The sequence below is a fragment of the Saccharibacillus sacchari DSM 19268 genome (genome assembly GCF_000585395.1).
Classification (GTDB): domain Bacteria; phylum Bacillota; class Bacilli; order Paenibacillales; family Paenibacillaceae; genus Saccharibacillus; species Saccharibacillus sacchari.
The window spans coordinates 2,628,033-2,648,281 of record NZ_KK073875.1 but is presented as its reverse complement, the minus strand read 5'-3'; the positions used below and the strand labels follow the sequence as shown (position 1 = coordinate 2,648,281).

Annotated in this window: 17 protein-coding genes; 7 read left to right on the top strand and 10 right to left on the bottom strand. The window is 55.0% G+C overall.

Annotated features, from left to right (window positions below; all coding sequences use genetic code 11):
• Positions 1-7: 7 nt before the first annotated feature.
• On the top strand, positions 8-1,438 hold the full coding sequence (bglA, locus tag SACSAC_RS11370) for a 6-phospho-beta-glucosidase BglA (RefSeq protein WP_037292674.1): 1,431 nt from the start codon (positions 8-10) through the stop codon (positions 1,436-1,438).
• Between the two features lie 339 nt (positions 1,439-1,777).
• Here the strand turns inward: bglA and SACSAC_RS11365 are convergent, their stop codons facing one another.
• The 5 genes from SACSAC_RS11365 to SACSAC_RS11345 form a co-directional block, all read right to left on the bottom strand.
• A complete protein-coding gene (locus tag SACSAC_RS11365; RefSeq protein ID WP_037286379.1) occupies positions 1,778-2,848 on the bottom strand; it encodes a threonine aldolase family protein in 1,071 nt (356 codons plus the stop codon).
• Positions 2,849-2,939: 91 nt separating this feature from the next.
• A complete protein-coding gene (locus tag SACSAC_RS11360) occupies positions 2,940-4,022 on the bottom strand; it encodes a hypothetical protein (protein WP_037286375.1) in 1,083 nt (360 codons plus the stop codon).
• Between the two features lie 136 nt (positions 4,023-4,158).
• Positions 4,159-4,737: a TetR/AcrR family transcriptional regulator gene (locus SACSAC_RS11355; RefSeq protein ID WP_037286371.1), complete on the bottom strand. Its 579-nt coding sequence runs from the start codon at positions 4,735-4,737 to the stop codon at positions 4,159-4,161.
• 23 nt (positions 4,738-4,760) lie between these two features.
• Complete coding sequence (locus tag SACSAC_RS11350; protein WP_037286368.1) at positions 4,761-5,948, bottom strand: MFS transporter; 1,188 nt, start codon at positions 5,946-5,948, stop codon at positions 4,761-4,763.
• Between the two features lie 205 nt (positions 5,949-6,153).
• Complete coding sequence (locus SACSAC_RS11345) at positions 6,154-6,822, bottom strand: GDSL-type esterase/lipase family protein (protein ID WP_037286365.1); 669 nt, start codon at positions 6,820-6,822, stop codon at positions 6,154-6,156.
• Positions 6,823-7,066: 244 nt separating this feature from the next.
• Here SACSAC_RS11345 and SACSAC_RS11340 point away from each other — a divergent pair, with 244 nt between their 5' ends.
• The 3 genes from SACSAC_RS11340 (at position 7,067) to SACSAC_RS11330 (ending at position 9,856) form a co-directional block, all read left to right on the top strand.
• On the top strand, positions 7,067-7,789 hold the full coding sequence (locus SACSAC_RS11340) for an S-layer homology domain-containing protein (RefSeq protein ID WP_037286362.1): 723 nt from the start codon (positions 7,067-7,069) through the stop codon (positions 7,787-7,789).
• 145 nt (positions 7,790-7,934) lie between these two features.
• Entirely contained in the window at positions 7,935-8,780 is an 846-nt protein-coding gene (locus SACSAC_RS11335) for a helix-turn-helix transcriptional regulator (protein ID WP_037286359.1), read from the top strand.
• A 206-nt stretch (positions 8,781-8,986) separates the two neighbouring features.
• The gene (locus tag SACSAC_RS11330; protein WP_037286356.1) at positions 8,987-9,856 is read left to right on the top strand and encodes an SDR family oxidoreductase; all 870 of its coding nucleotides are present in this window, start codon (positions 8,987-8,989) and stop codon (positions 9,854-9,856) included.
• A gap of 60 nt (positions 9,857-9,916) precedes the next feature.
• Here the strand turns inward: SACSAC_RS11330 and SACSAC_RS11325 are convergent, their stop codons facing one another.
• The 3 genes from SACSAC_RS11325 to SACSAC_RS11315 all read right to left on the bottom strand — a co-directional run bounded on the left by SACSAC_RS11325 (position 9,917) and on the right by SACSAC_RS11315 (position 13,858).
• Complete coding sequence (locus SACSAC_RS11325; protein ID WP_037286353.1) at positions 9,917-10,183, bottom strand: Txe/YoeB family addiction module toxin; 267 nt, start codon at positions 10,181-10,183, stop codon at positions 9,917-9,919.
• A complete protein-coding gene (locus SACSAC_RS11320) occupies positions 10,176-10,454 on the bottom strand; it encodes a type II toxin-antitoxin system RelB/DinJ family antitoxin (RefSeq protein WP_037286350.1) in 279 nt (92 codons plus the stop codon). The genes SACSAC_RS11325 and SACSAC_RS11320 overlap by 8 nt, the downstream gene beginning before the upstream one ends.
• Positions 10,455-10,561: 107 nt before the next feature.
• Positions 10,562-13,858 carry a glycosyl hydrolase 53 family protein gene (locus SACSAC_RS11315; RefSeq protein ID WP_037292673.1) on the bottom strand — a complete coding sequence of 1,099 codons (3,297 nt, stop codon included), beginning with the start codon at positions 13,856-13,858 and terminating at the stop codon, positions 10,562-10,564.
• Between the two features lie 365 nt (positions 13,859-14,223).
• Here SACSAC_RS11315 and SACSAC_RS11310 point away from each other — a divergent pair, with 365 nt between their 5' ends.
• Both SACSAC_RS11310 and SACSAC_RS11305 read left to right on the top strand, forming a co-directional pair.
• Entirely contained in the window at positions 14,224-15,507 is a 1,284-nt protein-coding gene (locus tag SACSAC_RS11310; protein WP_037292671.1) for a histidine--tRNA ligase, read from the top strand.
• A 77-nt stretch (positions 15,508-15,584) separates the two neighbouring features.
• Complete coding sequence (locus SACSAC_RS11305) at positions 15,585-16,586, top strand: alpha/beta hydrolase (protein ID WP_037292670.1); 1,002 nt, start codon at positions 15,585-15,587, stop codon at positions 16,584-16,586.
• A gap of 329 nt (positions 16,587-16,915) precedes the next feature.
• Here the strand turns inward: SACSAC_RS11305 and SACSAC_RS11300 are convergent, their stop codons facing one another.
• Positions 16,916-18,415 (bottom strand): malate:quinone oxidoreductase, encoded by a 1,500-nt coding sequence (locus tag SACSAC_RS11300; RefSeq protein ID WP_037286347.1) that lies wholly within the window; start codon positions 18,413-18,415, stop codon positions 16,916-16,918.
• 348 nt (positions 18,416-18,763) lie between these two features.
• Here SACSAC_RS11300 and SACSAC_RS11295 point away from each other — a divergent pair, with 348 nt between their 5' ends.
• The gene (locus tag SACSAC_RS11295) at positions 18,764-18,982 is read left to right on the top strand and encodes a hypothetical protein (RefSeq protein WP_037286345.1); all 219 of its coding nucleotides are present in this window, start codon (positions 18,764-18,766) and stop codon (positions 18,980-18,982) included.
• 123 nt (positions 18,983-19,105) lie between these two features.
• Here the strand turns inward: SACSAC_RS11295 and SACSAC_RS11290 are convergent, their stop codons facing one another.
• Positions 19,106-20,116 carry a glycoside hydrolase family 43 protein gene (locus SACSAC_RS11290; RefSeq protein WP_037286342.1) on the bottom strand — a complete coding sequence of 337 codons (1,011 nt, stop codon included), beginning with the start codon at positions 20,114-20,116 and terminating at the stop codon, positions 19,106-19,108.
• Between the last annotated feature and the right edge of the window lie 133 nt (positions 20,117-20,249).

Below are 20,249 nucleotides of genomic sequence, written 5' to 3'. Positions count from 1 at the left end.
AAACCAAATGCCCGAAGGTTTCCTGTGGGGCGGCGCGCTCGCTGCCCATCAATTCGAAGGCGGCTGGAACGCCGGCGGCAAAGGCCCAAGCGTCGTCGATGTGCTGACGGCAGGCGAACACGGCGTGCCGCGCCGGATCACTGATAGCGTCGAAGAGAGCGAGTTCTATCCCAACCACGAAGCGATCGACTTTTACCATCGCTACAAAGAAGACGTGGCTCTATTCGCCGAGATGGGCCTCAAAGCGCTCCGCACCTCGATCGGCTGGAGCCGCATCTTCCCGAACGGCGACGAAGAGCAGCCGAACGAAGCCGGATTGCAATTCTACGACGACCTGTTCGACGAGTTGCTCAAGCACGGCATCCAGCCGGTCATCACCTTGTCCCATTTCGAAATGCCGCTGCACCTGGCGCGCGAATACGGCGGTTTCCGCAGCCGCAAAGTCGTGGACTTCTTCGTCAAATTCGCCGAAGTATGCTTCGATCGCTACAAGGATAAGGTCAAATACTGGATGACGTTCAACGAGATCAACAACAAGATGGACGTCCGCAATCCGCTGTTCCTGTGGACCAATTCCGGCGTGATCGTCGAGGAAGGCGAGAACGCCCGCGAAGTGATGTACCGGGCGGGTCACCATGAACTGCTCGCCAGTGCCTTGTCCGTGATCAAAGGCAAAGCCATCAACCCGGACTTCCTGATCGGCGCAATGGCGTCGCATGTGCCGATCTATCCGTTTTCCTCGAATCCGGACGACGTGATGCTGGCCGAAGAATCGATGCGCGAGCGTTACTTCTTCCCTGATGTGCAAGTGCGCGGTTATTATCCAAGCTACGCGCTCAAAGAGTTTGAACGCGAAGGCATCACGATTCCGTTCGAAGACGGCGACGCCGAGATCCTCAAGCGGGGTACCGTCGACTATCTGGGCTTCAGCTATTACATGTCTACAACGGTGAAAAGCGACGCTTCCGCCGACGGCAGCCGCGACATCAACAACGGCCGCCTTCCGCACAGCGTCGACAATCCGTTTATCCAATCGAGCGACTGGGGCTGGGCAATCGATCCGACGGGCTTGCGCTATACGCTGAACCGTTTCTACGACCGTTACCAGATTCCGCTGTTCATCGTGGAGAACGGCTTCGGCGCGGTCGACACCGTCGAACAAGACGGCTCGATCCACGATCCTCAGCGGATCGACTATCTGCGTTCGCATATCGAAGCCGTGAAGCAAGCAGTGCTCTACGACGGCGTCGACCTGATGGGCTACACCCCGTGGGGCATTATCGACATCGTATCGTTCACGACGGGCGAGATGAAAAAACGCTACGGCATGATCTACGTCGATCGCGACAACCAGGGCAACGGCTCCATGCAGCGGATGAAAAAGGATTCGTTCGAGTGGTACCGCAAGGTGATCCAATCGAACGGGGAAGAACTGTAAACCGAAGCTGCGAGCGGGAAAACATCTTTAATACGTAAAACAAAAGAAGCTGCCTCCGACCCGGATTGGGATTTGGAGGCAGCTTCTTTGAATTCGACCGCGTCTACAGGCTAACTATATTGAAATAACTACAATAATCCATTTAATTCTCGCCAAATCGGATCATTCACGAAAATAAGTGCATAAATCCAGTTATTCGAGCCAAACGTACACGATCGAACCCAAAAAGACAAAATTAAATGGAGATATGCAGTTATTTCTCAAAATGCCGATTTTTTAAGAAAATAAGTGGAGATATGCAGTTATTCGTTTTCGCAAACACTCGCAACGGTCTTCGTATTAACACAAAACATCCGCCGGTATTTGTACTTTTTGCTGTACGCCGCGCAGATCGCGGACCAGCTCGTCGATCTCTTCGTCCGTCGTTCCCCAGCTTGTGCAGAAACGAACCGCCGTATGCTGCTCGTCCGCCTTTTCCCACGTCGTGAACGTATGCTTGGTTTTCAGCTCTTCCAGCAGTTCGTTCGGCAGGATCGGGAACTGTTGGTTGGTCGGCGAGTTGTGCAGGAAGCCGTAGCCCAGCTCTTGAATGCCGCTGCGCAGTTTCATCGCCAGGCTCACCGCGTGACGCGAAATCTCGAAGTACAGGCCGTCCTCGAACAGCGTCTCGAATTGGATGCCGAGCAGGCGTCCTTTTGCCAACAGACCGCCGCGCTGCTTGATCAGATAACGGAAATCGCGCTTGAGCTCTTCGTTCATGATTACAACGGCTTCGCCCATCAGCGCACCGAGCTTGGTGCCGCCGATGTAGAAGACGTCGGTCAGGCGCGCCAAGTCGGCCAGGGTAACGTCACTGCCTTCAGCGGCCAGCGCGTAACCGAGACGCGCGCCGTCGACGAACAGGGGCAGAGCGTACTCTCGGCAAACGGCGCTGAGCGCTTCGAGTTCCGCCAGATTGTAGATCGTTCCGTTTTCCGTCGATTGCGAGATGTAGACCATGCCGGGCTGCACCAGATGTTCTTTCGCTCCGTCGCTTAGATGATTTTCATAAGCTTCCCGCACCTGCTGCGCCGTGATCTTGCCGTTTTGATGCGGGAGCGTCAGCACTTTATGTCCCGTCGATTCGATCGCGCCGGTCTCGTGTCCCGCGATATGTCCGGTGTCGGCCGAGAGCACGCCTTGATGCGGACGAAGCAGCGCGGCGATCACGGTCGTATTCGTCTGCGTGCCGCCAACGAGGAAATGTACGTCTGCGCGTTCTGCCGCGCAAGCCTGACGGATCAGATCGCGTGCGCGCTCGCAGTGCTCGTCCGTGCCGTAGCCGCTGGTCTGTTCCATATTCGTTTCCAGCAAACGTTGCAAAATGCGCGGGTGCGCGCCTTGGGTATAATCACATTCGAATCGGGTCATGGTTGATCTCTCCATTTTCTGTATAAGTCAAAATCCGTTGCTCCTATCATACTCCGTCTGCAGCGGATTTTGTATATTTATACGAAAATTTTTAAGAAGAATGTTTTCTACCAGTGGACGAATGATAAAACAAATGAGCTATCCAAACCAACAACTGAGCGACAAAAAGAAAAACGATCATCCACGCGCCAGTATACAACGTCCATTTATGAAGGACATTCATCCATTCGGGTGCATGGTCGTCGAACACCTTCGCGGCCTCCCGGCCGAAGAAGTAGAACATCCCCAGCGTGAACAGTCTCGACCACTGCGCCGGAGCATACGCGCCGAGTCCTTTGCGCAAGCCGTACCGAAGCGCGCGCAGGAAGGCTCGCACGATTTCCGTCCCTTCGACGAGCAGCAGAACCAGCAGCGCGAACATCCAGATGCCGATCAACACGCCTGCCGGGAACACCGACGACTTAAGCGCGGCCGCTCCCGTGATGGCGACGGCGCCGTACAGAATACAGTTGCTTTCCGGCCAATCGTCCGCCAGATTCCAATCGCGGCGGCGATAACGCAGGAACAGCAGCGCCGCGCCCGCGAGATAGAATAGGATACCCAGCAGGATCAGCACGCGGTAGACCATGTATTCCTTCGCCCCGAACAGCTCGTGCAGCATCAGGCAGACGGATTGCAGCGCGACGGTCGTCAGCAAAATCACGCCGTGCAATTTCCCCGTCAACCGCAGGCCCGCGATTTCCCCCGCCGCCAGCGACGCCCCGAACAGGTAGAAGATCAACAGCCCGACGTTCAAGATGCCGAGCGCCACCAGCACCGGATGCAGCTGCGGAATATTCAGATGGGCCGCCGTCAACGCCGCTCCCGTACCGGCTACCCATGTCCCGATCGCGAAGCGCCCGACGGGATCGTCCCAATGGCGGCTTTTGAAGCTGCCGTCCAGCACCGAACGCAGATAACACGTCAGCAGGAACAGCCAGAGCAGCAGCGTGAAGACGGCGAAGCCGATCGTCCAAGCCGATCCTTTTCCCGCAAAATGAACCAACGCGCCCTGCGTGAAGATCGCGAACGCCATGACGGCGGCTCCGTCGGCGGTCGGCACGGCGGGCATGCGAACGAATTTCGCGCACAGCGCGGCGAGCAGCAGCAGTGTGATCGCGACAATGACGAACATGGGAATTCCTCCTTTTCGCGTACTCTTACCTGTATATAGAAAGACCGATGCCGTACAATTGAAACATCCTTCCGAATACGAAAAAACGGCAGCCTTCGATTCGAAGGTCGCCGTTTCCGCGGATGACGTCAAGATTTCAAGGTTTTCCCGGCGCATGTCCGATCCCGGTCAAAAAGACTTTCCACGCGATCGCCAACGTCTGATCGTAAGCTTGGCGCGTCTCATAGACCAACTGAATATCCAGCCCGTCCATCATCGTCATGCAGGCCACCATGCACTCTTCCGGAGTCAGATGGCCGACTTCTGCCTGATCAAACAATGCCGTCAGCTCCGCTTTCAGCACGGACAGGTAGCGACGGTATTCGAATAATACGAAATCCCGAACTTCAAGCGGCGTGGTAAAAGAAAACACGAACATCAGGTGCATGCCAGGGCGCGTGAGGTAACGGTTCTTATGCTCGATCATATAGCCGTGCAGCCGCTCTTCCCAAGTCTTGTTCGACGTCTCGCCGAAGAAGCCGCGCACGAACGCGATCTCTTCTTCCACGACTTCCCCGTACAGCTCCGTCAACAGTTCCTTTTTACTTGCAAAATGGTACGCCATCGATTGCTTGCGAATGCCCGCTTCTTCGGCGATCTGCGACATCTTCGTGCCCTCGTAACCGTGAAGGTTGAACTGCGCGATTGCCGCTTCTTTGATTTTTTCCCTGCTCAATGACAACCCTCCGACGGGCCGGATCAGACCCTCTTTTTCCGGTTGCGAATCGCATATCCCGCATACAACAGCAGATAAACGACCATGACCGCGATAGCCACATCATACACCAATTCGTAGGAAAATGCCGAAGCGATCAGGCCGAGAATCATCGCGCCGCCGCCGATCCCGAGATCGAAGAAGTTGAAAAACGAAGCCATCGCGTTCTCATGCTCATGTTCGCCGACCAGATTGACGCACCATGTCTGGATCGCCGGGAATACCGCGCCGAAGCCGAGTCCGTACAGCACGGCGGATAGCAGGAACATCGCCTCGTTTCCGGCCAGCGTAAGCAATCCGATACCCGCGATCATGAAGAACGCCGATGGAACGAGCACCGAACCCGGACCGAAGCGATCGAACATTTTACCCGAGACCAGACGAACCGCGAAGCTTGCCGCCGCCACGATGAAGAAGAACCAGGCTACTGCTCCGAATCCTTTTTCCGCGGCGTACAACGCAATAAACGACATGATCGAACCCGCCGCAATACCGACCAGCAAAATGAGCAGCGAAGGGAACAACACTTTGCGCTCGATCAGTTTGACCTTGGCCTCTCCATGCACGGCTTCCGACTCGGCATCGGCCTGCGGTTTGCGCGAAATGAATGCGGTCATCAGCACGGCGAGCAGCAAAATGAACGCGCCGCCGAAAAATAGATTACCGAAGTCGTAACGCATCAGAATGGCAGTACCGATCAGCGGGCCGACCGACACCGCGACCGTCTCGCCTACGCCGAAGTAGCCTAATCCCTCGCCGCGGCGTTCTTTCGGAATGCTCGCCGTTGCCAGCGTCGCGAAATACGTGGTCGCCAAGCCGAAACCCAGACCGTGCAGCACGCGGAATACCAGAATCATCCCGATGCTCGTCGAGAGGTAATAAGCCCCCGTCATCAACGCGCAGATCGCAAGTCCGGTCAGCAGCAGGTATTTCTTATCGAACTTCGCAGCAAGCTTGGCCGTGAACGGACGGATCAGAATCGCGGAAAACATGAAAATTCCGGTCACCAGTCCGACTTGCGACGCGCCTCCGCCCAGCTTCGACACGAACAGCGGCAGCGTCGGCAGCATCATCTCGAACACCATGAAGAGCAGCGCGTTCGCGACCATAATGAAAATAAAAGATCGGCTCCACAGCCGGGCCGCCGGGGCCGTCAACACTTTCGTACTCATCTCTACCTCCGTTGATACTTAAATTTGATATGAGACGAATTTTATCTGACCGTAGTCAGTTTGTAAAGATTATTTTATGTCAAAAATGTTTTTAAAACGAAAATAAACTTACCACAGTCAGTTCATTCTCGCGTTTGGGCATAAAAAAAGCACGAACCCTTTTCAAAGAGTTCGTGCTTGATCAACGTGTGATTTATTCGCTTTTTCACACGTAACGCTGCAAGTTATCCCAGACGATCTTATATCCGTTCGCGAACATGTGGATGCCGTCCATCGTATAGGCTTCGTTCAAGTTTCCATGTTCATCCGTCAGCCCTTGGTTCGCGTCGATATATTCCAGCCCAAGCCGTTCGGCGAGTTGCTGAACCGCTTCGTTGGCTTGGGCGAGCGTTCCGTTGTTTCGGAGCGAGAAAAACTCGGCAGCGCCCGCAGGATCAACGCCGGGAAACTTCGCTTCCGCATTGACCGGGTAGTATTTCAGCAACACAATACGACAATCGGGCAAATGCTCCTGTACCCGTCGAAGAATCTCCTCATAACGCTCGATCAGACCGTCAATCGTATAATCCGGTTCGCCAAGATCGTTCGTTCCGATATTGATAAACAAACGCGACGGCGCAAGTTCCAAAATACAGGCATCGAGCGAAGCCAGCAGCTCCCGTGTCACGAATCCGGCGACGCCGCGATTGTATACGGTAAACGGCTTGCCGGATGTCTGTTGAAGCTCGTGAATCGGGAAAAATTCCATCAACGAAGACCCCGCGAACACCGTCTGTCCTTTGACGGCATAGCGGTTGAGAATGCGGTAAGCGTCAACTTTGGCTTGCTTGTCGGGTGCAAGTTCCGGTTGATCGGTTGGGAGATTCGAGGTCATGGGGAAATCCTCCTTTTGATATGGAAATCGGAATGTAGACACGCTTCTATGTTCATATTAGAGGAAGGCGAAGTGAATAACCACTCTGCGCGCAAAAGGCCTATCATGCTCTAAAATCATTCCTTTAATTAATTTTTAGGTAAATCTCAGATCTTCGCAACCTTTGCCGAAAACGGTTCGTCTGGGTAGGCAAGAACGAGAACATAACGATGTTAATCTACTGATCCCATAGGAGGTTTTATCCATGAAAAAGAAATTCGCCGCTTCCCTGATGTCCGTCTCGATCCTGACTGCTTCGCTCGGCGGTTCGATCTTTGCTGCCGCACCTACGACGTTTAAGGATCTGAAGAATGTAGCCGGACAAGAAAAAATCCAATCGCTGCAAGAACAAGGCATTATCAAGGGCGTGAGCGCAAGCTCGTTCGCTCCGAATTCGTTGGTGACGCAAGCTCAAGCGGTTCAGTTCATCTCGAACGGTCTCGGCCTGGCATCGCTTGAACTGCCGGACGTGGACGCATCGCAGACGGCTCATGACCTGTTCCCCGCCGTGAAGAACGATGCTTGGTACGCGGCAGCTTTCCTTGATGCGGCACAAAGCGGCGCAAGCATCCCGACAGATGTCGATCCAACAGCAAAAATCACACGCGAAGCCTATGTCGACTACCTGATGGACACGCTCAAAACAGCAGGCAACCTGCCGATGATCAACATCCTCGTACCGGAAATCGCGGACGAAGACCAGTTCGACATTATGTCGCTCGGCTCCACTCAACTGGCGATCGCGCTGGAAATCGTACAACTGGATGCCGACAAAAAGTTCCACCCGCAAGAAGAAATCACGCGTGCCGAAGCAGCCGTTATGCTGTACAACGCGATCGATTACATGAACCAACTGAAGCAGCCGATCACGATTCTGCCGATTGAAGAAGACGGCGAAATGCACATCCTGCCGATCGAAGTCAAATAAGATCGATTGGCAGCATTTATTGAGGTTGATCCCGCAAAACAAGAACGCCCGATGCGACCACCCCACCCTCGCATCGGGCGTTTTTTGTGCGCGTGTCCGTTTTGACCTAAACTATAGATATACTCTGCGAAAAGGCGGGTTCTTCATGACAAACAACCGTTCATCCTCCGCGCTCGGCGAATTTATCAAATCGCGCCGTCAGCGGCTTCAGCCCGAAGATTCCGGCATCGATCCGCTTCCGGGACGTCGGCGTACGCCGGGGCTTCGTCGGGAAGAGGTCGCGTACTTGGCGAATATGAGCGTTACTTACTACACTTGGTTGGAACAGGGGAAAGACCTCAATCCGTCTCAAGAGATTCTGCTCAACATCGGTCGCGCGCTGAAACTTGGCGATTCGGAGCAGAACTACCTTTTTTCATTGGCTGAATCTTCGCTGGCTCCTACGCATGTAGCGGATGCCAGAACCGATATTCCGTTATTGCAGGCATTGACCAACCAACTCACTTACCCGTGCTTTATTACGAACGACAGCACGGACGTACTCGCATGGAATCGCTCTGCCGAGCTGTTAATGGCGGACTTCGGCCACGCTTCCGAGCAGGATCGGCACGTACTGGATATGGTGTTTTTGAATCCGGCGTTTCGGGAACGGCTGCTGAATTGGGAGCAGTTTGCCCGTTATACGGCGGCTTGGGTGCGCACAAATTTCGAGCGAAACAAGCATAATCCGCGATATATGGAACGATTCGAGCGGTTGAGCCGAGACAGCGAAGAGTTCCGGCGCTGCTGGGATCTGTTCGAGGTCAAACAAAACCATGTCTGCCCGATGCACTTTATTCTGCCTGACGGCAAACGGTTGGACTTCGACATTCATTCCGCTTCCCAGATCGATCAGGACCCGAGCCTGGTCTGGTCGATTCTCGTTCCTGCGCCCGGCACGGATACCGAACAGCAGCTCAAGGATTTGCTTAAACGGGATGCCGAGTCATGAGTCTCAAGTGATCGAACACGGTCAGCATGTAGATGTAGATACCTTTTCGGCCCTACAGACAAGGGATTCCGTGGATATTGATCCAAATCCGACAACGTACCGCGACTCAGCCTATTAACGTCGTTACCCGTATCATCCTGCTCTGGTTAGCTTTTCGATGCAGCGGTTATGCTGGGCAGGAATTCAATTACGGGAGGATGATACAGATGCAAACATGGTTCATTACGGGCGCTTCGGGCGGCTTGGCTATTCATCTGACACGCAAATTGCTGGAGCGGGGCGACCGGGTCGCGGCTACGGTGCGCAAAGCCGGAGTCTTGGACGAGTTGAAAAATACGTACGGAGATCGGCTATGGTCGGCGTATCTGGATCTGACGAACGCGGCGCAGATCGAAGAAGTGGTCACGCGGGCTTTTACGGAGCTTGGCACGGTCGACGTGTTCGTCAATAACGCGGCGTACGGATTATACGGCGCGGTCGAAGAAGCGAGCGATGCGCAGATGGAGCACGAATTTCATACTAACGTGTTAGGCTCGCTTCGCGCCGCCAGAGCCGCTATGCCTTTTTTGAGAAAACAGGGACACGGGCATTTGGTGCAGCTTTCCAGCTCGGCCGGGCATTACTCGATTCCGGGCATGGGACTATATTGTTCGACCAAATGGGCGGTAGAAGGCGCTTTTGAAGCGTTCGCCAAAGAAGCCGCGCCGTTCGGCATTCGGTCCACGATGGTTGAGCCTGGCGGCATCCGAACCGGATTTCTCGGCGGCAACGCCGCTTACGGCGAACCGATGGACGTCTATCGCGAGCAGGAAGCCGGACAGTTCGCCCGCATGATGAAAGGCGAACTGCCCGGTATGGACACGCCCGAAGCTTTCAACCGCGCCGTCGTCGGCGATCCCGAGAAAATGGCGCAGGCGATTATCGATCGTTCGGATGCCGGCGAAGGCCCGCTGCGCCTCGCGCTCGGCAGCGACGCTTATGCGGTAATGCGCGAATCGCTGCTGGCAAGACTGGCGGCATTGGAAGCGCAGAAGGAATTGGCATATTCCACGGACGCGGATGATGTCGGGGTGTAAAGCCTAGCCTTAAAAATAGAGTAAGCAAAAAGCGACCCAGATCTTTCGGGGTCGCTTTTCTCAATGATCGCCATAATGAGTACGAAAAGCATAGAATTCAATCGAAGATTCGGTCAGTCGATAAACAATACGATTCGTATCATCAATTCGTCGACTCCAATATCCCGATAATTCACCTTTAAGAGGCTCTGGCTTTCCGATTCCTTTATAGCCGCCTCGTTCAATATCTTTAATGAGTTGGTTGATTCTTTTTATCGTCTTACGGTCTTGCGTCTGCCAATAAACATAATCTTCCCACGCATAACTTGAAAAAATCAGATTACGCATGATCAGAAATTTCCAAGTCCTTTAAGGTTTTTGTTACTGTATTTCCTTCTTCGATTTGCTTGATTGATTCCTTTAGTCTTTTTATATTGGCCGGATTATAAAAAGCATCTGTTTGTGTCGTGATATCAAAAGGAATACCGCCTTGACGGATCGACTGACGGATAAAGATATTGACTGCCGTAGTCATGTTCAACCCAAGTTCAGAGAATAGAAGCTCGGCTTCTTTTTTCACTTCCTCGTCTACCCGAATATTAATGTTAGCCTGTGCCATACCTTTCCCTCCTTAAATTCGTTTCACCTGTATTATATCAAACAAAGAATTAAAAGTAATCAAAAATGCGCACGATAGATATACATCGTGCGCATTTTAATCGAATTTTATAAATCATCGGTAGTTCTGCTAACCCTAGCTTGCTCCGCCGCTGCCGCGATATCCGCCAGCGCCCAGTGTCCGGACGGAATATCCGGCCAGCGGGAAGCATCGGGAGAGGTCGGCAATGTCCGACCCAATACCCGGTTGAATACCGCCGCCGCTTCGGCGCGGCTCAACGCACGATTCGGTTCGAAACGGCCGTCAGGCAGTCCGAGCAAATAACCGGCTTGACGCGCGCGGGCAATATCGCCCGCTGCCCAGTGATCGGCCGTATCCGTGAACGCCGCCGATTCAAGCCCGGTATCGCCTACCGCGTTGAGTCCTTTCCAACGTGCCAGCACCGCAGCCAATTCGGCGCGCGTCACCGGACGATTCGGATCGAACGACTCCGTGCCCGTTCCGCGCATCCAGCCCGCTTCGCTGGCGGTTTGCACGGCTTGCGCAGCCCAGCTTCCTGCGGCTACATCGCGGTAGGCGCTGCTGTTTGCAGGCGCGCTGCCGGCAGCAGACTGCCCGCCGCTCAGACGCAACAGCATCGAAGCCAACTCTGCCCGCGTCACCGACTTGGCCGGACGGAACGTTCCGTCCGGGTATCCTTGCATATACGAGATTCCGGCTGTAGCCGGATCTTCGCTTTGTCCGTTGCTTCCGTTGGTTCCTTCTGCCCCCGGAGTCGCTGGATTCGGCGGCTGAACGACTCCGTTATCCACCGGGTTCGAAGGAGTCGGAACCGCAGGTTGAGTCACGACAGGCGACGGAGTTTGCGACACCGAAGGCGAAGGCGTCGGAGTCGACGGCGTTCCGCCGCCCGGCGAACCGCCATCCTGTCCGCCTTCCCCTGGAGGAGTCGTCGTCTCCAATCCGCGAACGAACGTCAACGTAAAGTCGTCCAGCGTTCCCCAAGCCTTCGCGTTGGCCCGGATCGAAGCGCCAACCGTGAGATCGCCTTTTTCCACGCGAATCTCCGCAATCTTCGGCTCGTTCCACTGGGCCCAACCTTTGACCCCGGTTACGGCTTCGCGTTCCTGTCCGCCGCTCGATGCCAACAGCTTCATCTCGCCCTCCGTCACATCGCCGCCTTGAATGGACATGGACAGGTCGTAATACCCCGGCTCCAGTCCTTGCAGCGTCTGCTGTACCCGGAAGTTCACAGCCTCGGACGAATAGAAATGCAACGAATAACTGCCGGATTTAGCGTCAGAGGCTTTATTCTGATACGCCGTAGGCGGCACGCTTCCTTCGCCGTAGGTGATGTTCCACATGCTGCGGTCATTGTCTTCGAAGCTGCCGTTCAGCAGCAAATTCCGTTTGCGGATCTCAAGCGCAGCCTGCACCGGAATCCCTCCTTCCGCCAAACCTTCGATGACGTATTGGCCGGTTCCTTTTTCCACAGCCGCTTGAAGTGCCGCTTGGTTCCAGTTCACGCCGATCAGCTTGGTGCTTCCGTCGTTGTAGACCGCTTCAACAACGGCAGGCAGCGTCACGGGTTCACCCGCATTGACCGTCACGCTGACCGGAGAAATCGCGTCGACTTTCAGCGGCGCGGTGGCTCCGGTATTCACGTACTTGAACACATTGAGCGAAGCCAAAGGCTTGCCCGTAAAATCGAACAACGCCTGGTTATCGACCGCGCTGCCTCCGAACCACTGACCGGCGTCATGCGGATCGTACTCGGCCGCGAAGCTGGATGCCCAGCCCGATCCTTCTCGCTCCCACAGTACCTGATTACCCGCGAGATCCGAAGCCGGACCGACAGGCAGCCAGGCCGGTTCCCAATAAAACACGCCGATTCCGGCATTGCCGACTTTGGCTACCGCATCGATAACGTTGCGCACCGAAGTGGCTTGTCCCTGTACGCTGATCGGGTAATCCAGCTCCTGGCCCGATGCCTGCGGAGCCGAGTTGCCGTGACCGTCGCCGTCTTCCGCCGTGTACGTGTACGACGTTTCCGCGACCATGACCTTTTTGCCCGTCGCGTCCGCGACCTGCTTCAATGCGCTGGTCAGATTGCTGAGCGTGCCGTGCCAGAACGGATAATAAGAGCTTGCAAACACGTCGTAATCGACGCCGTATTTCGTCAATTCCGCGGCGTAGCTCGCATAACGGCCTGCCGATTCGGGATTGGTAAAATGCAGCGCGACGAGGATCGACGAATCGACGTCCCGCACCGCTTTGCTGCCTTGGCTGAACAACGACGCGATCGAAGCCCAATCTTTTTCCCCGACAAAAAATCCGTTCGTTTCGTTGCCGACCTGCACCATGCCCACGTCGACGCCCGCGCTTCGCAACTGCTCCAGGCTGCTTTTCGTGTAGTCGTACAGGGCTTGGCCTTTTTGCTCGACGTTGTAGTTCTTCCAAGCCTTCGGTGCCTGCTGCTTAGCCGGGTCGGCCCAGAAATCGGAGTAATGGAAATCGACCAGCACCTTCATCCCATTAGCGGTGGCACGCTTGCCGATTTGGATCGCTTTGGCAAGGTCGTTGTCCCCGCCTCCGTAACCGCGTCCCTGCGCATCGTACGGATCGTTCCAGACGCGCACCCGGACGTAATTGACGCCGGATTGTTTGAGCGTGGCGAACAGATCGGCTGGCGCTCCTTGTTCGTCCCGGAACACGACGCCGCTTTTCTCAAGGGCGAGCACACTCGATACGTCAACGCCTTTGATAAAGTCGGCCCCTAATCCTTCGACCTTTTGCACGAAAATATCCGCTGGCTCGGGTTGGGACGCCTCGCTGCCGAGTCGTGTTAAGCGTACGTCGTCCAGATAGCCCCACGCCGCGGCTTTGCCGCTGATCGAAGCTCCAACGGACAATTCATCGACCGTATCGGGCAGCACGAACTTCACGGATACTTTGCCCCAAGCGTTATACCCCGTCGTCGGGATCGCGGCCGATTGTTCCGTTCCCGCAAACAACGTCACATGACCCGCTTCGTCGCCCCCTCCGCCCATCGACTGAGCCGTCAGCTCATAACTGCCTGCCGGAAGCTCGTACACGTTCTGACTGACCGTGATCGACTGCTCCGCCAAAGCCGTGTCTTTGATCCAATATTTGAAAGCATGATCGCCCTCGCTCGGATTGATAGAAGTGTCACTCGCATACGCAAACCGGCTAACCTCCACCTGACTCCAATCGGATGGCTCCACTTTCCAAGACTGACCGTCCCAAAAATCCGCTTCGAATCCTCCGTTCGCAATCTGCGGATCAACCGTATCTGCGTGCACGTTTTTAGCTTGAAACGGCAACGTTCCAAGAACGGTAACTACAGCCAAAAGCAGCGGTAAAATTCGTTTTTTTCTTCCCAATTTATTCATCTCCCCTCTATGTATGAAGCGTTTACATTTTGACTGTGATCAATATAACAACTGCCGCGGGGGAGACGATACGGGATTATTGCAACATTTCGTGTGTTTCGGAAAGGGATTGCTTATTTCGGCGAGGATCGCTATAATCGTTCATAATTCATGCTGAAGGAGAGGGTCACCATGCAGGCAACCTTATCGACTCAACTTCATCATCACAAGCAGCGTTAGCACCCCCGAGCAATAAATCCGGGGCGGGCTAACGCTTCTCGCGTTGGCCTCCCTGCGGCATAGCAAAACGCGCAGGACCAAGAGGTCCTGCGCGTTTTTTTGTTTTCAAAACTTTGCGAAGAGAGAGGATGACGATCATGCAAAACGTAAAAGGCACATATGATTTTTTCGGAAAAGAGCAAGCGATACGCCGGAAGGTAGAGGCGACGCTGCGACAACTGTTCGAAGCGTACGACTTTGACGAGATGAGCTCCACGATTCTGAACGAGTTGGATCTGCTGGCTTCGAAATACGCGGGCGGCGACGAAATCCTGAAAGAAATGTACCAACTGACCGACCAGGGCGAGCGGAAGCTGGGACTGCGTTACGATCTGACGATTCCTTTTGCCAAAGTCGTCGCGCTAAATCCCGGCATCGAATTCCCTTACAAACGCTACGAAATCGGCAAAGTGTTCCGCGACGGCCCGGTCAAAAAAGGGCGGCTGCGCGAATTCCTGCAATGCGACGCGGACGTCGTGGGGATCGCCGGACCGCAAGCGGAAGCGGAATTGATGCAGCTGGCCGCAGAAGCGTTCCGCAGACTGGAGATTCCGGCGGTAATTCGCTGGAACAACCGCAAGCTGCTCGGCGAGACGCTGGAATACCTCGGCGTACCGACAGAGCTGCGCTCCTCCGTCATGCTGACGCTGGATAAGCTCGACAAAATCGGGCGGGACGGCGTGCTGCGGGAGTTGGCGGGCAAAGAACTGTCAGCCTCCGTCGCCGAGTCGATCGTTCGCCTGACCGAAGCGCCTGTGGATACGTTTGAAGACTGGGTGACATCCTGCGGCGTGGAAAACGACGAAGGCGCAAACGAAGCTCGGGCGCTCGCCGGGCTGCTGGAACGCTTGGGACTGGACTCCGTCTGCCGTTTCGATCCTTTTCTCGCCAGAGGATTATCCTTCTATACCGGAACGGTCTACGAAATCTTCGACGCTTCCGGCCGCTTCACGTCCAGTCTGGGCGGAGGAGGACGGTATGACAACATCATCGGACAGCTCGTGGAACGACCGGACATCGCGTATCCGACGGTTGGCCTCTCGTTCGGAATGGAGTCGATCATGGCGATGCTGGCCGAACGCGAGACACAGATGCCGCAGCCGCAGGTTTTGATCGTTCCGATCGGCGAGGACATGATCGCGCCCGCGCTGGAAACAGCCGCGCTGCTGCGTGCAGACGGCATTCGGACAAGTGTCGAACCGATCGGGCGAAAGTTGAAAAAATCGCTGGCGTCGGCGTCGGTTCGCGGGATTCGCTGGGTGGTTCTGATCGGCGAAAATGAAGCGGCAGCGGGGCAGGTGCAGCTCAAGGACATGACGAAAAAAAGCGAGCAGCTGCTCATCCCGGCGGAAGCGCTGGAACGAATCAAAGGTGCCGATTGAGCCTGATCCCGCACAAGAGGTACAATGATCGGTAGAAAGCGCGCGTGTATCACGTCACGAAGGAGATGAGCATCGAAATGAAAGTCACCCTCCGCATGATCGATCGGCAGCTTAGAGTGAAGGGCGTCATCATGACGGCCCTGACGAAAAAATCGACCGAAGCCAAATTCATCGCCTCCGCCAAAAGCGCCAAGAAAGCATTGGAGTCCCGCAAAGGCAAAAATATCGACGGCCTGCGCTGCGACGAACAATGGATTCCCGCTCGCGACGGTCGGCAGATCCGCATACGCATCTATCGCCCGCTGCACGAAGCCGCAAATATGCCAGGCATCCTGTGGCTGCACGGCGGCGGCTATGCGCTCGGTATTCCCGAACTGAACGCCGATATGTACAAAAACCTGATCGCTACCCGGGATTGCGTCATCATCGCACCGGAGTATCGGCTATCAATCGACGCGCCTTACCCAGCGGCGCTGCATGACGCCTACGATGCGCTGCTTTGGATGAAGGCCAATGCCGCTTCGCTGGGCATTCGGGACGACCAACTGATGGTCGGCGGCGAAAGCGCGGGCGGAGGTCTGAGCGCGGCCCTGGCTCTGTACGCCCGCGACCTGGGCGAAGTGAACCTCGCTTTCCAGATGCCGCTGTACCCGATGATCGACGACCGCATGCAAGGCGAATCGGCCCAAAACAACAACGCCCCGATCTGGAATTCCAACTCCAACGAATGGGCATGGAAACTGTACTTGGGCGAGCTGTACGGACGCGACGACCTTCCGCCGTACGCCGCTGCCGCTCGGGCAACCGACTACGCCGGATCGCCTCCTGCCGTCACCTTCGCCGGAAATCTCGAACCTTTCCGCGACGAGACGATTCGATACGTAGAGAGCTTACGCAAAGCAGGCGTGGCAGCAGAATTCGAACTGTATCCCGGATGCTATCACGCCTTCGACATGATGTGCCCGAAGGCGGAAGTAAGCAAAAAAGCGACGGCATTTTTGCTGAACGCTTTCGGACAAGCCGTAGATCGATATTTCGCACCGCAGCCGAATACTCTGATCACCGAAAAAAGTAATTGAACAAGCCGCCGGAACAAAATCCCCCGAAATAACGAAGCCTGATTTCGTCATCGCGATCAAAAAATCAAAAAGAGCTTTGATTCCTTTAAGAATCAAAGCTCTTAACCTGTCTAGAAAATCCAACGTAACTGGAAGCGAGAAGACGGAGAGAGAAATTCAGTGAGAGACGCCTTTGAACTCGGAAAATTCCTTAGTTAAATCAAATCCCTTTTCCGAGTGAGACAGCGTCTTGTGAAGCATTTCGAAGAAATGCACTTCGGAAGCCTATGCTGGCAATTTCTCTCGCAGTCTTCTCGCTTCCCCCCACCAAAGTAACTTTCGAGAGCAGGTTAACTCCGCACTTCGGCGATCTTCTCCAGCCCAAGCGCCTCCGCCGTCGAATCGAAAATCTCCTTGAACAACTCCGGCTCGTCCGACAACCGCACGCCGTAAGAAGGAATCATCGCCCGGATCTTCTCCTCCCACTGCGGCATCTGCTGCGGGAAGCAGCGCTGCATTACTTCAAGCATGACATGCACGGCAGTCGAAGCCCCCGGCGAAGCGCCGAGCAAAGCCGAGACCGAACCGTCCGACGCGCTGACCACTTCCGTGCCGAATTGCAGCGTGCCTTTTCCCTGCGGCGTGTCCTTGATGACCTGCACGCGCTGACCGGCAATGACGACTTCCCAGTCCTCGTCCTTCACTTCGGGAATAAACTCGCGCAGCTCCGCGATCCGCTGGGCGTTCGAGAGCATCAACTGCTGAACCAGATACTTGGTCAGCCCCATTTCCTTCGCTCCGGCCGCCAGCATCGTCAACAGATTGCTCGGCTTGACCGAACCGATCAAATCCATGTTGGAGCCGGTCTTCAGGAATTTCGGCGTAAAGCCCGCGAACGGACCGAACAGCAGCGCTTTTTTTCCGTCGATATAACGCGTGTCCAAGTGAGGAACGGACATCGGCGGTGCGCCCAGCTTGGCTTTCCCGTATACCTTTGCATGATGCTTTTCCGCGATCGCCTGATTTTTACAAACCATAAACACGCCGCTGACCGGGAAGCCGCCGATATGCTTGGACTCCGGAATGCCCGTCTTTTGCAGCAAAGGAAGACTCGCGCCCCCTGCTCCGATGAACAGGAAGCGTGCCTCGTGATACTCAACCTGATTGTTGTTCAGGTTCTGCACCTTAACGCGCCAGCCTCCGCCTTGCGCGCGCTTGATGTCCTTGACCGCGTAACGGTAGTTCACTTCGACGCCGCGCGTTTTGAGATGGTCGAACAGCAACCGCGTCAGCGCGCCGAAATTCACGTCCGTGCCGGAATCGATCTTGGTCGCCGCGACCTTTTCCGACGGTTCCCGGCCCTGCATCATCAAAGGAATCCATTCTTGAAGCTGAGCGTGATTCTCCGAATAGTCCATTCCTTGGAACAACGGATTCTCTGATAGCGCTTTAAATCGCTTGCTTAAAAATTCGACGTCCTTGTCTCCGGCCACCCAGCTCATATGCGGGATGGGACGAATAAACTCTCCCGGATTGCGAAGCAAGTTTTGTCTGACCAAATGCGCCCAGAACTGCCGGGACAGCTGGAACTGCTCGTTGATATTGACGGCTTTCGTGATATCGATCGAACCGTCCGCTTTTTCCGTCGTGTAATTGAGTTCGCATAACGCTGCATGGCCCGTGCCTGCATTGTTCCATTCATTGGAGCTTTCTTCGCCGGCGCTCGCTAATTTCTCGAACGTCTTAATTTCCCATTCCGGCGACAGCTCTTTCAGCAAGGTTCCGAGCGTCGCGCTCATGACTCCGGCCCCGATTAAGATCACGTCTGTTTTTTTCACTACGCTGCTCATCACAAAACCTGCCTTATCCAGTATATTTGCCAAGTAAGCAGGGTACGCGTCCATTGCTTCGTTTTATTGCCTGCGAAGAATGGGGCGACCTGCACGGATGCTACAAAAGTAAGGCTAATGCGAAGGAATTCTCTTATTTTCAAAAAAAATCGTCACTACGTTTACTATAAACCAAAATCCACCCAAATCCTATTGCTTTACCGTATAAAAGTACGCAGTCCCTTTTCCATTGTACACCATTTCCGCCAGCGCTTTGATCGCATTTCCTTTTCAACCCCATGAATGAAACCGATAGCCGCCGCGCTGCGTATCAGCAGGATAATATCTTGTCGAAGGAGACTGCATGTAATGATGCTCAAGAAACACAACCGTTCCATCATCCGCTTTGTACTGGCTATTCTCATGATTGTGGTGGGCATTCTAATGCTAAAAGATAATCTAATCGCTGGCATCTTCAGTTTGGCCGTGGCGACCTACGCGCTAGTCAGCGGTATTCTGTGGCTGCGGGTAGAACGACGTCCTGAAGGCAGCGCTAATCTCAATAAACCCGGCAAAGGCAAAAAGTAACCAACATCCGCATTCCGCCCATAGCAAGCCCATACGAAAACCGGACAGGAACGGCGAGTCTTTCGCCGACTCTTGCCCGGTTTTTTGGGCTGCATCTTTTCGCTGAACGGTTAACCTATTTCGTTACTCGGCCAATCCGAATCGGTCGCCCAGATCCCGGATCGGATACACGTAACCGCGCGACTCCGGCATTTGGAACGGACGATGCAGGACCAACCTCCATTCGCCGTCAAAAGTACGGAAAAACATCCCGTGCCCGCTGTCTTCTTTGACGAGCGGATCAAGCTGCTCCCACGGCCCTTCCAGCTTGCCGCTCATCGAACGGGCAATCGTCTGCACATAGCTGCCGTCTTCATAGCTCGACCAGAGCATGTTCAGGCTGCCGTCGGATGTGCGGTACAACTGGCAGCCGTCCGTGACGTAAACGAGCGGTTCGGCATCGGAGGACAATCCCCCATGCTCCGATTCGCTTGTCGCCGCCGTTCTGATCCAAGGCGCTGCCGAACCGCTCAGCAGCAGAATCGGCTCGCCTGCCGCGGAAGAGAGATCGTCGCTCAACCGAACGGCCTCGATCGTACCGTCCAACGTCTGCACCCATTCGTGGCAATACACCATCCACGGTTGGCCTTCCTCGTCGAGATACAGCGTCCCGTCCAGCGTCATCTGCTCCGAAGTCACCACCGGACTTTCCAAGTTCAACAGCTCGAAAGGACCTTCCGGCGAATCGCTCACAGCCGTAGCCGTCCCCCGCCAATGCTTCGCATAACCTTGCACCGGATCGCCTTCGAGCGGACGGCCTTCGTTATGCAGCGTCACGAACAAATAATATCGGCCGTTATGCTCATGCACCTCGGGCGCCCATGCTCCATGCTGCGGGTCCGCCCAAGAGTCGTCCGGCACGGCGAATACGACATAAGGCCCTTCCCACTCTTCCAAGTCTTTGCTTTTATACACAAGCACGCCGTGCCGGTCGACCCCGTTCAATCGGGGAGCCGCTCCGCTGTACAGATAGTAAGTGTCACTGTTCGAATCAGCGAGAATAAAAGGGTCATGCACCGGCATATCGGCAAGGCGATGGCCTCCCTGCGGATTCTGCACATCGGAAGCGGCATTATAGGCGGGCTGGACAGACATGGGATCAGCTCCTTCGGATTTTTGTTTGCGCTTACAACTTATCTCCACTATAACGGTGAAGTTTCTCGGGATGCAAGTCGACGGACATGTTCACCCTAAAAAAACCGACTCGCCAGTTTCGGCGCAGTCGGTT

Coding starts and splice junctions, on each gene's coding strand:
- SACSAC_RS11290 (WP_037286342.1), bottom strand. CDS start 20,116: ATGTCTGTCCAGCCCGCCTATAATGCCGCTTCCGATGTGCAGAATCCG.
- SACSAC_RS11305 (WP_037292670.1), top strand. CDS start 15,585: ATGAAAGTCACCCTCCGCATGATCGATCGGCAGCTTAGAGTGAAGGGC.
- SACSAC_RS11360 (WP_037286375.1), bottom strand. CDS start 4,022: ATGTTCGTCATTGTCGCGATCACACTGCTGCTGCTCGCCGCGCTGTGC.
- SACSAC_RS11300 (WP_037286347.1), bottom strand. CDS start 18,415: ATGAGCAGCGTAGTGAAAAAAACAGACGTGATCTTAATCGGGGCCGGA.
- SACSAC_RS11330 (WP_037286356.1), top strand. CDS start 8,987: ATGCAAACATGGTTCATTACGGGCGCTTCGGGCGGCTTGGCTATTCAT.
- SACSAC_RS11365 (WP_037286379.1), bottom strand. CDS start 2,848: ATGACCCGATTCGAATGTGATTATACCCAAGGCGCGCACCCGCGCATT.
- SACSAC_RS11295 (WP_037286345.1), top strand. CDS start 18,764: ATGATGCTCAAGAAACACAACCGTTCCATCATCCGCTTTGTACTGGCT.
- SACSAC_RS11310 (WP_037292671.1), top strand. CDS start 14,224: ATGCAAAACGTAAAAGGCACATATGATTTTTTCGGAAAAGAGCAAGCG.
- SACSAC_RS11325 (WP_037286353.1), bottom strand. CDS start 10,183: ATGCGTAATCTGATTTTTTCAAGTTATGCGTGGGAAGATTATGTTTAT.
- SACSAC_RS11345 (WP_037286365.1), bottom strand. CDS start 6,822: ATGACCTCGAATCTCCCAACCGATCAACCGGAACTTGCACCCGACAAG.
- SACSAC_RS11340 (WP_037286362.1), top strand. CDS start 7,067: ATGAAAAAGAAATTCGCCGCTTCCCTGATGTCCGTCTCGATCCTGACT.
- SACSAC_RS11320 (WP_037286350.1), bottom strand. CDS start 10,454: ATGGCACAGGCTAACATTAATATTCGGGTAGACGAGGAAGTGAAAAAA.
- bglA (WP_037292674.1), top strand. CDS start 8: ATGCCCGAAGGTTTCCTGTGGGGCGGCGCGCTCGCTGCCCATCAATTC.
- SACSAC_RS11335 (WP_037286359.1), top strand. CDS start 7,935: ATGACAAACAACCGTTCATCCTCCGCGCTCGGCGAATTTATCAAATCG.
- SACSAC_RS11350 (WP_037286368.1), bottom strand. CDS start 5,948: ATGAGTACGAAAGTGTTGACGGCCCCGGCGGCCCGGCTGTGGAGCCGA.